Here is a 14,342-nt window from a genome sequence, read left to right as displayed (position 1 = left end):
GGGTGATCATCCTCCCGTCAGGTGCGAGGACGCAAGATCGTCAACGCGATCCCGCCCAGGATCGTGGCCGATGCGATCATCAGGCGGTTCGAGAGGGGTTCGGCCAGCAAAACAACACCGCCCAACGCGGCAATCGCCGGCACGCTGAGCTGGATCACGGCGGCCGACGCGGCGGTGAATGAGGGCAGCACGGCGTACCACAGCACGTATCCGAGGCCCGACGTGATCGCGCCCGAGGCGACCGCATAGAGCGCGCCCGTCTGGTCGATGCCGGTGCGCGAGGCGACGGCCAGGCTGAGGGCGGCGGCAAATGGGACGGCGCGCAGGAAGTTGCCGGCCGTTGCCGCGGTCGGGTCGCGGGTGCCGCGTCCGAGCAGCGAGTAGCCGGCCCAGGCGATACCGGCGGCGATCATGAAGGCCGCGCCCTCGATCGGCGGCGCGGCGAGGCCGGGCAGCAGCATGTAGACGAGGCCGCCGACGGCGAGAAGCAGGCCAGCGAACTGCATCGGCCGCAGGCGCTCGCCCTTGGCAAGACCCCAGGAGAGCATCGCGATCTGCACCGCGCCGAACAGCAGCAGCGCGCCGGTCGCCGCCGAGAGCTGGCGGTAGGCGAAGGAGAAGCCGGCGGCATAGGCGAACAGGCAGGCCGCAGCCACCCAGCTCCCGCCGCCGGCAGGCTGGCCTTTCCGCAGGCGCACGATCAGCGCCAGGATGAGGGCGCCCGAGGCGAGGCGGATCGAGGTGAAGCTCGCCGCGTCGATCGCGGTGTCGCGCAACGCCACGCGGCAGAGCAGCGAGTTGCCGGCGAAGGCCAGCATGGCCAGCGTGGTGAGGGCGATCAGGCGGGGCATGGCGGACGGCTCATGAGCGCGCCGTCCTATCACGTTGCAGAGGACTTGGCTGCGCGCTAACGAAGACGGGTGACTGAACAGGAACAATGGCTGGCGAGCTTCGCCGCGGCCCTCGAACGCGGCGACGCCGATGCGGCCGCTTCGCATTTCATCGAGACGAGCTACTGGCGCGATCTCGTCTCCTTCACCTGGAACATCGTGACCTTCGAAGGCCGCGCGGCGATCGCCGCCATGCTGAAGGCGCGGCTCGCCGACGTGCGGCCCTCGACCTTCCGGATGGAAAGCGGCGAGGGCTGGTTCACCTTCGAGACCGCGGTCGGCCGCGGCCGTGGCCACGTCCGGTTGAAGGACGGCAAGGCGACGACGTTGTTCACCGCGCTGATGGAGCTGAAGGGCTTCGAGGAGAAGGCCGGTCCGACCCGCGAGGCCGGCACCGAGCACGGCGCGTTCAGGAACCGGGTGACCTGGACCGACCGCCGGCAGGCTGACGCGGAGGAATTCGGCATCACGCGCCAGCCCTTCGTGCTGATCGTCGGCGGTGGACAGGGCGGCATAGGGCTCGCCGCACGGCTGAAGCGGATCGGCGTGCCGGCGCTGGTCGTCGATGCGCACGAGCGGCCGGGCGACGCCTGGCGCAAGCGCTACAAGTCGCTCTGCCTGCACGATCCGGTCTGGTACGACCATCTGCCGTACCTGCCTTTCCCCGACCATTGGCCGATCTACACGCCCAAGGACAAGATGGGCGACTGGCTCGAGTCTTATGTGACAATCATGGAGCTCGACTACTGGTCCTCGGCGCCGTGCAAGAGCGCGTCGTACGACGAGAAGGCCGGCGAGTGGACGGTCGTCGTCGAGCGCGCGGGCAGGCCGGTCACGATCCGGCCGAAGCATCTCGTGCTGGCGACCGGCATGTCGGGCTTCCCGGAGATTCCGCGCTTTCCCGGCGCCGACAGGTTCAAGGGCACGCAGCATCACTCGAGCCGCCACACCGGCGGCGAGGGCTGGGCGGGCAAGCGCTGCGTCGTCGTGGGCTCGAACAACTCGGCGCACGATATCGCGGCCGATCTGTGGGAGCACGGCGCCGACGTCACCTTGCTGCAGCGCTCGCCGACGCTGGTCATGCGGTCGGACTCCCTGGCGCGCCATCGGCCGCTCTATTCGGAGGAGGCGTTGGCCAAGGGCATCACCACCGAGAAGGCCGACTTCATCGCTGCCTCCTTGCCCTACGCGCTGCAGCCCGCGGCGGCCAAGCCGATGACGGCGCAGATCCGGAGCGACGATGCCGACTTCTACGCACGGCTGGAGAAGGCGGGCTTCAAGGTCACCTTCGGCGAGGACGAGACCGGCATCGGCACGATGTATATGCGCCGCGGCTCCGGCTACTACATCGACGTCGGCGCGTCGGAGCTGATCGCTTCGGGCGAGATCAAGCTGAAATCGGCCGAGGTCGATCGCGTGACCGAGAGCAGTGTGGTGTTGAAGGACGGCACCGAGCTGCCGGCCGACCTGATCGTCTATGCGACGGGTTACGGCTCGATGAACCAGTGGGCGGGCGCGCTGATCTCGCAGAAGGTCGCGGACAAGGTCGGCAAGGTGTGGGGTCTCGGCTCCGGCACCGCCAAGGATCCCGGCCCGTGGGAGGGCGAGCCGCGCAACATGTGGAAGCCGACGGCGCAGGAGAACTTGTGGTTCCACGGCGGCAACCTCGCCCAGTCGCGCCACTATTCGCGCTTCCTCGCGCTGCAGCTCAAGGCACGGCTGGAAGGGATCGCGACGCCGGTCTACGGTCGCGCTCCGGTGCACCACAAGGCGTAACGCGTGAAACATCTCACGGTCCTTGCCGCGGCGGCCCTGCTTCTCGGGGGCTGTGGCGGCTTCTATCCCGGCGACCCCTCGGAGAAGAAGCCGCATTTCGTGGCCTCGCTCACCGGTCAGAGCCCGGCGCGGGGCGGCCTCACCGCCGACTACTCGCCGTCGCGCCGTTTGCTGTCATGGCAATTGAGCTACGGCGATTTGAGCGGTCCGATCACCTGGGCCGAGTTCCGCGGTCCCGATATCGAAGGCGGCGATTACGCGATCGTGTCGATCAACAGCCAGATCGAGGGCAATCCACACCCCGGCGGCGCGACGCTGACCGACCAGCAGGCGGCCGACCTGATCGCCGGCCGCTGGTCCGTGGTCATCAAGACCGAGAAATATCCTGGGGGTGAGCTCAAGGGCGCGGTGGTCGCGACGGGCCGTTGATGTACCCGGAAATGAAAGGGAAGATCGCTCTTGTCACCGGCGGGAGCAGCGGGATCGGCCTTGCGACTGTGGCGGCATTCGCCGCCGAAGGCGCGACGGTGATCCTCGCGAGCCGCGACGAGCAGCGGGCGAAGGCTGCGCTCGGGAGGATCAAGGGCGGCGGCAACGCTTCCTGGTTGCCCTGCGACGTGGCGAGTGGCGCGGACGTCGCAAGGCTCTGCGCGACGATCAAGGAGCGGCACGGCGGCCTCGACTATGCCTTCAACAACGGCGGCAGCGGCGGTTTCGTCGGGCCGGTTGCGAACGGCGACGAAGCCGGCTGGCGCAGGACGATGGACGGCTACCTGACCTCGGCCTTCCTGTGCCTGAGTCACCAGATTCCGCTGATGCTGGAGAAGGGGGCGGGCGTCATCGTCAACAACGCGTCGGTCGACGGCCTGCGCGGCTATCCGTTTCCCGGCGGTGCGGCCTATTCCGCCGCCAAGCACGGCGTGATCGGCCTGACCCGGAGCGCGGCGCTGGAGAACGCAAAGGCAGGCCTGCGCATCAGCGTGATCTGTCCCGGCTGGGTCGATACGCCGGCGATCGCGCGCTATCTGGAAGATCCCGCCCTGAAAGCCGAAATCCTGCGCCAGACGCCGCGCGGCAAGATCGCGACTCCGGAAGAGATCGCGTCGAGCGTCCTGTGGCTCTGCTCCGACGGCGCCGCCGCCATGACCGGCAGCCCGCTGATCGTCGACGGCGGCTATATGGCCTGACGGGCTAGAACTTGAAGTTCCACCCGATCCATTTGGCAAGCCCGCGGCCCATGACCTTCTCCAGGTCCTCGCCTTTCAGCCAGGGCAGCTCCTCGGTGAAGAAGGTCACGCACTGGCGGTAGCTGCAGGGCATGCGGGTGATGTCGGTGCCCCAGAAGAAGCGGTCCGGCCCGAAGGCATCGAACAGGCGATGCAGCGGATCGTGCAGGTTGCGGAACGGGTAGGGCTGCGTCGAGTAGCCCGGCGCGCCGGTCGCCTTCAGCGCCACGTTCGGCAGCTTGGCCAATGGCAGCAGCTTGTCGAAATGCTCCAGGGCGGCCTCGTCCTTGGCGCCCGACTTCAGGCCGCAATGGTCGATGATCAGGGTGAGGTTCGGATGGGTCTCTGCGATCCAGCGGAACTTGTCGAGGAAGTTGCCGGCCAGCATTGCCACGGGCAGGCCGGCTTTCTCGACGGCCGGCCAGATCCAGTCGAACTGGCCTTCCTGCAGCTGGCGCGGCTGGTCGCCGTAGGCGAACACCCAGCGGAAGCCCAGCATGCCTGGCTGCTGCCGCCAGGCCGCGATCAGCGTCTCGTTCGACCGGTCGCCCGGCGGGAACTGCCCCAGGATGGCAAAGCGGTCCGGATATTTCTTGCAGGCCTCGATCGAGAGCGCGTTCGAGGTCGGATCCCAGCTGAACGGCGGGTGGATCAGGGCGCCGTCGACGCCGGCCGCGGCCATCTCGGTAAGCAGCTCCTCGGCGCTGAAGCTCTGGATCTGGCGATGGTTGGAAACCGGCGGAATGATCGCCTGCGACCAGAGATGCACCTGCGCGTCGATGATCTTCATGGGTGTCCCCCTTGGAAGTTGAAGTCCCAGCCGACCCACTTCGCGAGGCCTCGGCCCATCACCTTCTCGAGTTCCTGGCCCACGAGCCACGGCAGCTCCTCGGTGAAGTGCGTGACGCACTGGCGGTAGCTGCAGGTCATGCGGGTGATGTCGGTTCCCCAGAAGAAGCGGTCCGGTCCGTAGGCATCGAAGATGCGCTGCAGCGGGTCGCTGATGTCGCGGAACGGATAGTCCTGCGCCGAGTAGGCCGGCGCGGCGGTCGCCTTGATCGCGACGTTGGGCAGCTTGGCGAGCGCCAGCAGCTCGGAGAGATGCTCCAGCGCATCGGCGCCCTTGGCCAGCACCTTCAGGCCGCAATGGTCGATGATCAGCGGCAGGCGCGGATGGGTCTCGGCGATCCAGCGGAACTTTGGGAGGAACAGCCCGGCCTGCAGCGCGACGGGCACGCCGGCTTTCTCGGCGGCGGGCCAGATCCAGTCGTAGGTGCCTTTCGGCAGCTCGACCGGCTGGTCGTAGTAGAACATCGACCAGCGCAGCCCGACCATGCCGGGCTGCTGGCGCCAGCCCGGGATCAGCTGCTCGTTGCTGCGATCGCCGGGCGGGAACTGGCCCATGACAGCGAAGCGGTCGGGGTATTTCTTCGCCGCTTCGATCGAGAGCTGAACCGAGGTCGGGTCCCAGCTCGCCGGCGGGTGGACCAGGCCCGCATCGACGCCGGCCTCGTCCATTTCCGCCAGCAGCTCCTCGGCACTGAAGCTCGATACCTGCCGGTGGCCGCCGTTCGGCGCCACCGTGGTTTGCGACCAGATATGGACCTGGGCGTCGATGATCTTCATCGCATCCTCAGTCGAACTTGTAGTCCCAGCCGATCCACTTGCAGAGCGAGCGGCCCATGACCTTCTCGAGGTCCTGGCCTTTCAGCCATGGCAGCTCCTCGGTGAAGAAGGTGACGCACTGCCGGTAGGTGCAGGGCATGCGGGTGATGTCGGTCCCCCAGAAACAGCGGTCCGGCCCGTAGGCATCGACGATGCGATGCAGCCCGTCCTGGATGTTCTTGAAGGGGTAAGGCTGGGTCGAATAATGCGGCGCGCCGGTCATCTTGACCGCGACGTTGGGCAGCCTGGCGAGCGCCGTCATCTCGTCGAGATGGATGAAGGCCTCTTCGTCCTGGCCGAGCCGGTTGAGGCCGCAGTGGTCGAGGATCAGCTTGAGGTTCGGATAGCGCTCGGCGATGCCGCGGAACTCCTTGAGGAAGATGCCGCCCATCATGCCGATCGCGAGGCCGGCCTTCTCGGCCTCCGGCCAGATCCAGTCGAGCGCGCCCTCGTGCAGCAGCTTCTGCTCCGGCGGATGCAGCAGCGCCCAGCGCAGGCCCATCATGCCGGGCTGCTGCCGCCAGGTCGGGATCAGCGCCTTGTTGGCCGGGTCCTTGGGATCGAAGCTGCCCATCACCGCAAAGCGGCCTGGATATTTCTTTGCAGCCTCCAGCGCCATGTCCTGCGAGGTCGGGTCCCAGCTCATCGGCGGATGGATCAGGGCAGCATCGACTCCGGCCTCGTCCATCTCCTTCAGCATCTCTTCGGCGGTGACCTGCGTGACCTTGCGGTGCTTGCCGGTCGGCGGCGTGACGGTCTGTCTCCAGATATGGACCTGAGCGTCGACGATCTTCATGGCGTTTCCTCCTTTTTATTCCGCTGGGGGCGCGCCACTAAAGGCGAATGTGAATTCGCCGAAGTGGCGCGTTCTTGTCTTTTCTGCACGGTGCGGGCTCTCGCGCCTCAGTGATTTGGTCGGAGACGACCAAATCACGAGAAGGCGCTGCCGCCCGCCAGCGCATGTGAATGCGCTCAATTGGGTGTCGGCGAGGCCGGGTCGATCAGCTTCTCGCGCTTGAGCTCGCTCCACAGCTCGGTCGGAATCGGAGCCGACAGACGCTCGACGTTCTGCTTCACCTCGGTGGTGCTGAGCGCACCGGGGATTACCGCGCAGAGCGCCGGATGGAACAGCGGGAACTGCATCGCCGCCGCGCCGAGCTCGACGCCATGGCGCCGGCAGATCGCCTCGAGCTTGCGCGCCTTCTCGATCAGGGGAGCCGGCGCCTGGGCATAGTCGTGCGTCGCCGTGTCGGTCACGCCGCCGGTCAGGATGCCGGAATTGTACGGTCCGCCCAGGATGACCGACACGCCGCGCTTCGTGCATTCCGGCAGGAAGCCGTCGAGCGCGCCCTGCTCGAGCAAGGTGTAGCGGCCGGCGAGCAGCATGCAGTCGAAGTCGCCGGCCTGGACGAAGCGCAGGCTGGTGTCGCTCTCGTTGATGCCGACGCCGATCGCGCCGATGATGCCCGCCTTCTTCAGCTCGACGAGCGCCTTGTAGCCGCCCTCCATCACCGTCTTGAACCGTTCGTCGAGGACGGCGCGGTCCTTGGTGGTCCAGAAGTCGACGTCGTGGATCAGCGCGATGTCGATCTTCGCCATGCCGAGCCGATGATGCGAATGCTCGAGCGAGCGCATGACGCCGTCGTAGCTGTAGTCGAACACCGGCGAGAAGCCGGGCAGGCCGTTCTCGCGGAACTCCGGCGGCTTCTTCTCCCCCGGCTTCAGCGGATGGAGGATGCGGCCGATCTTGGTCGACAGCACGAACTCCTCGCGCGGCCGGTTGCGCAGGGCGGCCCCCATGCGCAGCTCGCTGCGGCCATAGCCGTAGAACGGCGAGGTGTCGAAGTAGCGTACGCCGAGGTCATAGGCGGCATCGGTGAGCTCGACGGCTTCGGCGTCTGTGATGGCGGCGCGAAAGCCGCCCATCGGCGCGCCCCCGAGGCCGAGCGTGGTGACTTCCAAGGACGTCTTGCCGACTTTGCGGCGCGGTAGGCTGGTCAACGGTCTTCCCCCCGAATTTCTTTGCGGCTGTTCTCCGAACTCATCACAATAGTCACGAAATCATTTCCAATGCGTCATCGATTATTATCGTTTCTGCTGCCTTTTTGCATGGGTCTGCTACCCTATCATGCGAGCGCGCTCGATTGCCAAAGTCCGGCGCGTGCGGATTTCAGGACGATCTGCCGCGACGCTATGCTGAAGGCAGCGGAGGAGAGGCGACTCTCTCTTTACGAGCGCATTTTCGCAGGCCTGCCGGCGGCGGACAGGTCGGCATTCGCCGCCTATGAGAACGGTTGGGTGATCGCGCGAAGCGGCCGGTGCCCGGCCAGCGATGGCGAGGTCGACAGGACGTGCTTGCGCGAAGCAATCGACGATCATGCCGCCGAGCTGGCGGCGCTCGACGGTATGAGCAGCGGATCGATGGGGCGGCTGCGTTTTCGATCGCGAAAGAAAGCGGACGTCAATATGAACGTCGACATCCATGCGACCTATGTCGAGTTCGAAGCGCCGCGGACGCCGGGGGAACGTCATTTCAACGAGCAGGTGCTGAAACTGGTCGATCGACTGCCCTTTGGGCAATCGATCGATCCGAAGACCACGAACACGTGGCAGGATACGATCGACGTTCGCACCATCTACCGCTCTCCCCGGCTGATCTCGGTGAAGTTCGCGGAATGGGTGTGCTGCGGTGCCTACGGTTCGGGCGGCTTCTACACGGTGAACATCGATGCCGCGAACGGCACGATGCTGGCTCCCGAAAGGTGGTTCCATCTCGACGAGGTCGCCGCCGCCTGCTGGTACCAGTTCGTCGAAGGGGACAAGGGAGGCGAACCGTTTCGCCGCCTCTATCCGTTGCGCGAGGCGATCGAGCGCTTCAGCGAGAACCTGCGCCGTCCGTCGATCTGGTCCTTTTCGCAACGCGGCGTCGAGCTGCAATTCTCGGCCCTGATGGGCTACGCCAGCGGCCCCTTCACCTGCCGCCTCGGCTATCCCGAGCTGTCGAAGACGACGATCGCGGGGTTCCAGCTGCCGCCGTGACCCCCGCAAAGGGTCTACGAGACACGGCTTCGGAAATGGATCGTGATCTGGCCGAGCCGGGGGCCGAAATCGGCCACGACCTTGCTTTCGGACGGGGCGAAATGGAGCCCGGTGCAGGTGCCGGCTGCCACCAGCTCCCCGGCCCTCAGCCCGACGCCCTGGTGTGATAGTTCGTTGACCAGCCAGGTCAGCGCCAGCAGCGGATGACCGAGGACGAGCGCACCGGTCCCGGCGCCCTTCGGCACGCCGTCGATTGCCAACGTCACTTGATGGGCGCCAAGGTCGAGCTCGCGCCATGCCGTGAAATCGGATCCGATGACAACACCGCCGTTGAAGGCATTGTCGGCGGTGATCTCCTCGATGCGTCGCGTCCGCCAGTCCGACAGCCGCGTATCGCAGATCTCGATCAGCGGTACGACAGCGGCGACGGCGGCCGCCGTCTCCTCGGGCGAGTAGGGCGTGGGGCGAGGCGGCAAGTCGGCGGCCATCCGGAATCCGAACTCGGCCTCGACGCCGGTCACGAAGAAGTGCCGCGGATCGAGCGTCGCGGGCTGCCGCCAGACGCTGTCGGCAAACAGGCATCCGGCGATCGGTCCCGGCGCGTTCACCAGCCGCTGCGACTGCTCGGACGAGCAGCCGACCTTGTATCCGACAACTTCCTGTGGCCAGCACGCCCGAAAGGCCGATTGCACGGCGTAGGCATCGTCGAAAGTGCGGACCGTCGACAGATCCCCGACTGGTTCGTGCCTCTGTCGCGCAGTGGCCAGCAGCGCCGCCGCATCCGTCATGGAAGGAGCGTTCTCGTTCTTCACGTTGCGATCTCCGGCCGTTCGACGGCAGTCATTGTCCCTCCTTAACCGCGGGATGCGAAGAACGTGGCCACGGAGGGAACGAAGACGACCAGCATCAGCACCCCGAAGACGATCACCGTGTAGGGGAGCGCGGCGGCCCAGACCTGGCGCATCGTGATGTGGGGCGGGGCCACGCCCTTCATCACGAAAAGCAGCAGGCCGAAGGGCGGCGTCAGCAGACCGATCTGCAGCGAGATCAGCAGGATCACGCCCAGCCACACCAGGTCCATGTTGAGCGCATTGGCCAATGGCATGAAGAACGGAAACGTCAGCAGCATCATGCTGATCTGGTCCATGAAGCATCCCATCACGACCAGGATCGCGATCATCACGAAGACCGCGACCAGCGGCGTCATCTCGTATTTGGCGATCTCCGCCAGAGCGCCGTCGGTGGCGCCCGAGAAAGCCAGGATCTGCGCGAAGGTCGTGGAAGCCGCTATGATGAAGAAGATCATGGTGGCGACGACCGCCGTGCTCTTGAGGCTGTCGAAGACGACTTTCCAGCTGAGCACTCGATAGCAGGCCGCCAGCGCGACGGTCGCCAGGCAGCCGAGGGCGGCCGAATCCGTCGGCGAGGCCCAGCCCAGGAACATGCTGCCCATGACGACGACGAAGATGAACGATAGCGGCACGACGTCGACGAAGAAGGGCCGCCACCGCTCGGCGAGGGTCATGGGTGTCCGTGCGGCCTCGTCCTGTGGCGCGAGGTCGGGCCTCATCCAGCAGCGCAGCACGATCCATCCCAGGAAGCAGGCGCTCATGATCAGCCCGGGGATGATGCCGGCGATCAGCAGGTCCGCTACCGACACCTTCTCGCGGCTGACGCTGCTGGCCAGGGTCGCCAGCAGGACGGTCAGGGCTGACGGCGGGATCAGCATGTCGACGCCACCGATCGCCATGATCGGTCCCATCGCCATCGAGGGGTGGTAGCCGCGCTTCAGCATGTCGGGCAGCAGCGACTGGCCGAGCATCGCCGTCGTGGCGATGGTCGAGCCCGAGAGCGCCGAAAACACCGTGCCGCCGGTCACCGCAACGACCGACAGGCGGCCCGGCACCCGCAGGATCAACCGGTCGATGGCATCGATGGCGCGGAACGCCATGCCGCTGCGCAGCAGGATGTCGCCCATCACCAGGAAGAGCGGCACCGGTGCCAGGTTGAAGTTGGCGATTGAGGCCATCGAGCCGCGCAGGAACGACATGATGCCGTTCTCGCCGCCCAGGAAAATCACCGCGCCGACGATGTTGGTGAGGAAGAAGGCGAAGGCGACAGGCAGGCCCATGATCATGGCCGCGACGACCAGGCCCAGCATGAGGCCGAGGGCGACGGGCCACGCCATCAGATCGACGCCCTGTCGGAGATATCATACGTCTCGCGCACGACGCCCTGCACGCGCAGGAAGCGGAGCACGAACTCGACGGCGAGCAGCAGAGCGCCGACCGGAATGGCGAGGAACAGCAGCCATTCCGGCACGTACCAAGTCTTGTAGGCGACCATGTCGGTGCGCCACGCGTCGGAGACGACGGCGCTGCCGTAGTAGAGCAGCACCAGGCTGATGCCGAAGCCCAGCAGGTCGACCAGCTGCTCGAGGCGAACCGCCAGCCGCTTGGGCAGGGCCACGAACAGCATATCGACCCTGACATGGTTGCCTTGGCGAAGCACCCAGGGGGCAGCCAGGAACGTGCCGGCGTAGAGAAGATACTCCGACAGCTCGATCAGCCACGGCAGCGAGCCCAGGGACAGGTTGCGCATGGCGACGTCGAGGCAGATCAGCACGATGATCGACCCGATCGCCAGCGCGAACAGCGTGGCGAAGAACCCGAGCAACTTCTCGAATAAGGCCAGTGCGACGGCCATGGCGCGCGCCTCTGACACTTATTCCTTGGCGAAGTAGGTGCGCAGCTTGGGACCATTCTCCGGGCTGATCCTGTTGACGACCGCCCAACCGGCCTCGCGCGCCTCCTTCACGTAGCGCTGCTCGTCGGCCGGCGAGAAGCGGATCACCTTGATGCCCGCCTCCTCCTGCTTCTTGCGTTCAGCCTCGATCAAGCCGATGTCGGCAGTGCCGCTCTCGATCTCGAGCGCCAGGTCGAGCAGCAGCTTGCGCTGTGCGTCGTTCAGCTTCTTGGTCCAGGTATCGTGGTTGGCCATGAGCGTAATGTCAGGGTGATAGAAGCCCGGATCGATACGGAACTTCGTCACCTTCTGCCAGGAGTAGTCGAAGATGCCGCGCGTCGCCCAGCCGTAGCCGTCAACCGTGTTGCGCTCCAGCATGGTGTAGACCTCGGGAGGCGTCGAATTGATTCCCGCGCCGCCCAGCTTCTCGACCATCGGTCGGTACATCGGCGTCACGCGGATCTTCAGCCCCGAGAAGTCGGGCTTGGCGATCTCCTTGTTCAGGAAGATGTGTGCCCGCTCGTAGTTGTAGAAGCGCGCCAGGAACTGGGTATTGGCCTTCTCGACATGCAGCTTGTTGACGAAATCCAGCCCGCCGTTGGCGCGCAGCTCGGACATCGGCACCTCGATCAGCTTCATCGCCTCGGCCTCGGGCAGCACGTTGCCGTAATAGGCGCTCGAGGTCGTGACGATGTCGATGACGCCGTCCTTGAGATTCTTGCCGACGTCGAACAGCGGCATGACCTTGGGGGCGCCGCCGAGATACTGGATGCGGATCAGGCCCTTGCCCTTCTCGTTCACCGCCTTGACGTACTGTTCGAACTTCTGGGCATAGATCGAGCCTTCCTGGAAGGCTGCGACGCCCTTGAGGACGACTTCCTGGGCTGCCGCCGGAACGGCCAGAGACACGAGTGCGACCCCGAGAGCGACGGCCCGCCGTGACGGCATCCTGAATTCCTTCATTTCTCACCTCCCCCGTCGAAGCGACCGAGACGGCCGCTGCATTACGTTGCGCTGCCGCCGATGATCGCCGCCGCATGCGCGACCCTCGGCCCGACATCGGCGACCGCGCGTTCCTCCGAGAGTTCGAAGGGCGGGCCGCCGCAATTCACCGCGAGAACGATGCCGTCGGCCGTGACGATCGGCGCGCCTACCCCCACCACGTCGGTCCGCCATTCTCCGGCCGACACGCAGAAGCCCTTGCGATCGAGCATGTCGAAGGCGCGGTCGATGCTCGACCGGAGGGAGCGCCAGTCGCGACCGGCATCCTGGCGGATGCGATCGAGCAGGCTAGCGCGTTCGGACTCGGGCAGGGCGAAGAGGTAGGCGCGCCCCATCGCCGTCGTCGCCAGCGGGATGCGGGCCCCGAGGTCGAAGCGCGCTGGTGGCGCATTGTCGTGCCGCACCGTGTCGATGTTGATCATGTGGAGCTGGTCGCGAGCACCGATCGATACCGGCAGCCGTGTCGCCTGCGCGACCTCCCGCAGGTAGGGACGAGCAGTGATGCGGTACGGCATGCCCGACAGCAGCGAATGGCAGAGCGAGGCGATCGCCGCGCCGAGCGTGTAGCGGCCCAGCCGCGGAACGTATGCGAGATAGCCGAGTGCCGTCAGCGTCTGCGTCAGGCGCGATACGGTCGGACGCGTGAGGCCGGTCCGGGCCGAGATCTCGGCATTGCTCAAGGCGCTTTCGCCTGGCTGGAAGGCGCGCAACACGGACAGGCCGCGCGCCAATCCCTGTACCGGCGCCTCCTCGGCTTCGAGGTGATCCGTCTCGACCTTGCGCTGCAGGGGTGACAGCCGTCCCATGGACATAAATTACGGTGGCTGGAATTGTATTGTCAAACGCGTGTTTCGCGCCATGGCGCGCGCGGCCCTCGAAAGCGGCTTGGTCCGAGCCGCGGGGTCAGGCAAATCACGAATGGTGTGGTTGTGATGACGCGCGCGCTCCGGCCTTCGCACGCCTTTGGCGCGATGCCGATCCGGGCTGCGCCCGCCCGCGCTCCTCGCGAGGCGCAATCAGATATCGGCGCCGTTGCCGGTCGAGGGGCCGATTGCGGGAGAGGTCAGGAGATAGAGCCGACCTGCTCCGCCGTGGGGCCATCGCCCTTCGTCGTCGTGCGGCGCAGGTCGCGGGTGGCGTTGAGGTCGTCGTAGCGGCGCACGCGGTGCATGGTGGTGCGGTTGTCCCAGATCACCAGGTCGTGCTGCGTCCACTGGTGCGAATAGACGAACTGCTCCTGCGTGGCATGCTCGGTCAGGTCGTGGATGAAGGCCAGCGCCTCGGGCTGCGGCCAGCCGACGATGGTGCCGATGTGCGCCGACAGGAACAGCGACTTGCGGCCCGACGTCGGATGGGTGCGCACCAGCCGGTGGCGCACCGGCTTCATGTCGGCGAGCTCCTCGGGCTTGTAGGCCTCGAAGCCGAGCTGGGCGCGCGAGAAGATCAGCGAATGCTCGCAGATCATGTCCTCGACCTCGGCCTTGGTCGCCGCATCGAGCGCGTCATAGGCGGCGCGCATATCGGCGAACTCGGTGTTGCCGCCCCTGGTCACGACGATGCGGCCGCTCAGGATCGAGTAGTTGGCCGGCACGACGCGGAACGAGGCATCGGAGTGCCACAGCCGGTTGCCGAGCGAGGCCATGCGGCGGCGGTCGTCGCGCGCGAGCTTCTGTCCGGTCCTGTCGAGGTTCGAGACGTCGGCGAAGGCTGGATCTAGGCGCAGCTCCTGCTTGCGCTCGGTCGAGTTGGCGCCGTCCTGGAAAGGACCGAAGTTGGCGGTGAAGGCGAGCTGCTGCTCGTCGGTGATGTCCTGGCCCGGCAGCACGAGCACGGCATACTTGGCCATGGCGGCGTCGATCGCCTTCACTTCGTCCGGCGTCAGCGCCTTTCGCGCGTCGATGCCGGTCATGCGGCCGCCGATATGGCGGGTGAGGGGCTCCACCGTGATCGTCATGTTCTCCTCATCGAACTGCATGATCATGAGGCGGGCCGGAAGCCT

General features: G+C 66.3%; 15 protein-coding genes. 4 read left to right on the top strand and 11 right to left on the bottom strand.

The window, feature by feature from the left end; translation table 11 throughout:
* Positions 1 to 17: 17 nt before the first annotated feature.
* Positions 18 to 851: a DMT family transporter gene (locus ACQY8M_RS36295; RefSeq protein WP_428667060.1), complete on the bottom strand. Its 834-nt coding sequence runs from the start codon at positions 849 to 851 to the stop codon at positions 18 to 20.
* Between the two features lie 69 nt (positions 852 to 920).
* On the opposite strand from ACQY8M_RS36295, the gene ACQY8M_RS36290 reads away from it, so the two are divergent.
* From ACQY8M_RS36290 to ACQY8M_RS36280, 3 genes are read left to right on the top strand one after another with little or no spacing between them, the layout of a single operon-like run.
* A complete protein-coding gene (locus ACQY8M_RS36290; protein ID WP_428667058.1) occupies positions 921 to 2,666 on the top strand; it encodes an NAD(P)-binding domain-containing protein in 1,746 nt (581 codons plus the stop codon).
* A 3-nt stretch (positions 2,667 to 2,669) separates the two neighbouring features.
* Positions 2,670 to 3,095, top strand: coding sequence for a CHRD domain-containing protein (locus tag ACQY8M_RS36285; RefSeq protein ID WP_428667056.1), 426 nt, complete (start codon positions 2,670 to 2,672; stop codon positions 3,093 to 3,095).
* Between the two features lie 11 nt (positions 3,096 to 3,106).
* The gene (locus ACQY8M_RS36280; RefSeq protein WP_428667054.1) at positions 3,107 to 3,853 is read left to right on the top strand and encodes an SDR family NAD(P)-dependent oxidoreductase; all 747 of its coding nucleotides are present in this window, start codon (positions 3,107 to 3,109) and stop codon (positions 3,851 to 3,853) included.
* Between the two features lie 4 nt (positions 3,854 to 3,857).
* On the opposite strand, the gene ACQY8M_RS36275 is transcribed toward ACQY8M_RS36280, so the two are convergent.
* From ACQY8M_RS36275 to ACQY8M_RS36260, 4 genes are all read right to left on the bottom strand, one after another.
* On the bottom strand, positions 3,858 to 4,682 hold the full coding sequence (locus ACQY8M_RS36275) for an amidohydrolase family protein (protein WP_428667052.1): 825 nt from the start codon (positions 4,680 to 4,682) through the stop codon (positions 3,858 to 3,860).
* Positions 4,679 to 5,518, bottom strand: a complete 840-nt coding sequence (locus ACQY8M_RS36270; protein WP_428667050.1) for an amidohydrolase family protein — start codon at positions 5,516 to 5,518, stop codon at positions 4,679 to 4,681. The genes ACQY8M_RS36275 and ACQY8M_RS36270 overlap by 4 nt, the downstream gene beginning before the upstream one ends.
* A gap of 7 nt (positions 5,519 to 5,525) precedes the next feature.
* Complete coding sequence (locus tag ACQY8M_RS36265; protein WP_428667048.1) at positions 5,526 to 6,353, bottom strand: amidohydrolase family protein; 828 nt, start codon at positions 6,351 to 6,353, stop codon at positions 5,526 to 5,528.
* A 176-nt stretch (positions 6,354 to 6,529) separates the two neighbouring features.
* Positions 6,530 to 7,558, bottom strand: coding sequence for an aldo/keto reductase (locus ACQY8M_RS36260; RefSeq protein ID WP_428667046.1), 1,029 nt, complete (start codon positions 7,556 to 7,558; stop codon positions 6,530 to 6,532).
* Positions 7,559 to 7,750: 192 nt separating this feature from the next.
* Here ACQY8M_RS36260 and ACQY8M_RS36255 point away from each other — a divergent pair, with 192 nt between their 5' ends.
* Entirely contained in the window at positions 7,751 to 8,596 is an 846-nt protein-coding gene (locus ACQY8M_RS36255) for a hypothetical protein (RefSeq protein WP_428667044.1), read from the top strand.
* A 14-nt stretch (positions 8,597 to 8,610) separates the two neighbouring features.
* On the opposite strand, the gene ACQY8M_RS36250 is transcribed toward ACQY8M_RS36255, so the two are convergent.
* The 6 genes from ACQY8M_RS36250 to ACQY8M_RS36225 form a co-directional block, all read right to left on the bottom strand.
* Positions 8,611 to 9,408: a 2-keto-4-pentenoate hydratase gene (locus ACQY8M_RS36250; RefSeq protein WP_428667042.1), complete on the bottom strand. Its 798-nt coding sequence runs from the start codon at positions 9,406 to 9,408 to the stop codon at positions 8,611 to 8,613.
* A gap of 41 nt (positions 9,409 to 9,449) precedes the next feature.
* Positions 9,450 to 10,784, bottom strand: a complete 1,335-nt coding sequence (locus tag ACQY8M_RS36245) for a TRAP transporter large permease (protein WP_428667040.1) — start codon at positions 10,782 to 10,784, stop codon at positions 9,450 to 9,452.
* Positions 10,784 to 11,302, bottom strand: coding sequence for a TRAP transporter small permease (locus tag ACQY8M_RS36240; RefSeq protein ID WP_428667038.1), 519 nt, complete (start codon positions 11,300 to 11,302; stop codon positions 10,784 to 10,786). The genes ACQY8M_RS36245 and ACQY8M_RS36240 overlap by 1 nt, the downstream gene beginning before the upstream one ends.
* A gap of 18 nt (positions 11,303 to 11,320) precedes the next feature.
* The gene (gene dctP, locus ACQY8M_RS36235; protein WP_428667036.1) at positions 11,321 to 12,304 is read right to left on the bottom strand and encodes a TRAP transporter substrate-binding protein DctP; all 984 of its coding nucleotides are present in this window, start codon (positions 12,302 to 12,304) and stop codon (positions 11,321 to 11,323) included.
* A 41-nt stretch (positions 12,305 to 12,345) separates the two neighbouring features.
* Positions 12,346 to 13,149, bottom strand: coding sequence for an IclR family transcriptional regulator (locus ACQY8M_RS36230; RefSeq protein WP_428667034.1), 804 nt, complete (start codon positions 13,147 to 13,149; stop codon positions 12,346 to 12,348).
* A gap of 257 nt (positions 13,150 to 13,406) precedes the next feature.
* A complete protein-coding gene (locus ACQY8M_RS36225) occupies positions 13,407 to 14,297 on the bottom strand; it encodes a TauD/TfdA dioxygenase family protein (protein WP_428667032.1) in 891 nt (296 codons plus the stop codon).
* Positions 14,298 to 14,342: the final 45 nt, after the last annotated feature.

It is taken from the genome of Reyranella sp. (assembly GCF_965279465.1).
Lineage (GTDB): Bacteria > Pseudomonadota > Alphaproteobacteria > Reyranellales > Reyranellaceae > Reyranella.
The sequence above is the reverse complement of the archived record's forward strand: the minus strand, read 5'-3'. Positions and strand labels throughout refer to the sequence as shown.

What these genes read in the sequence shown, in the direction of transcription:
- ACQY8M_RS36295 (WP_428667060.1), bottom strand. Translation starts at nt 851, where the DNA reads ATGCCCCGCCTGATCGCCCTCACCACGCTGGCCATGCTGGCCTTCGCC.
- ACQY8M_RS36280 (WP_428667054.1), top strand. Translation starts at nt 3,107, where the DNA reads ATGAAAGGGAAGATCGCTCTTGTCACCGGCGGGAGCAGCGGGATCGGC.
- ACQY8M_RS36275 (WP_428667052.1), bottom strand. Translation starts at nt 4,682, where the DNA reads ATGAAGATCATCGACGCGCAGGTGCATCTCTGGTCGCAGGCGATCATT.
- ACQY8M_RS36270 (WP_428667050.1), bottom strand. Translation starts at nt 5,518, where the DNA reads ATGAAGATCATCGACGCCCAGGTCCATATCTGGTCGCAAACCACGGTG.
- ACQY8M_RS36265 (WP_428667048.1), bottom strand. Translation starts at nt 6,353, where the DNA reads ATGAAGATCGTCGACGCTCAGGTCCATATCTGGAGACAGACCGTCACG.
- ACQY8M_RS36255 (WP_428667044.1), top strand. Translation starts at nt 7,751, where the DNA reads ATGCTGAAGGCAGCGGAGGAGAGGCGACTCTCTCTTTACGAGCGCATT.
- ACQY8M_RS36245 (WP_428667040.1), bottom strand. Translation starts at nt 10,784, where the DNA reads ATGGCGTGGCCCGTCGCCCTCGGCCTCATGCTGGGCCTGGTCGTCGCG.
- ACQY8M_RS36240 (WP_428667038.1), bottom strand. Translation starts at nt 11,302, where the DNA reads ATGGCCGTCGCACTGGCCTTATTCGAGAAGTTGCTCGGGTTCTTCGCC.
- dctP (WP_428667036.1), bottom strand. Translation starts at nt 12,304, where the DNA reads ATGAAGGAATTCAGGATGCCGTCACGGCGGGCCGTCGCTCTCGGGGTC.
- ACQY8M_RS36230 (WP_428667034.1), bottom strand. Translation starts at nt 13,149, where the DNA reads ATGGGACGGCTGTCACCCCTGCAGCGCAAGGTCGAGACGGATCACCTC.
- ACQY8M_RS36225 (WP_428667032.1), bottom strand. Translation starts at nt 14,297, where the DNA reads ATGACGATCACGGTGGAGCCCCTCACCCGCCATATCGGCGGCCGCATG.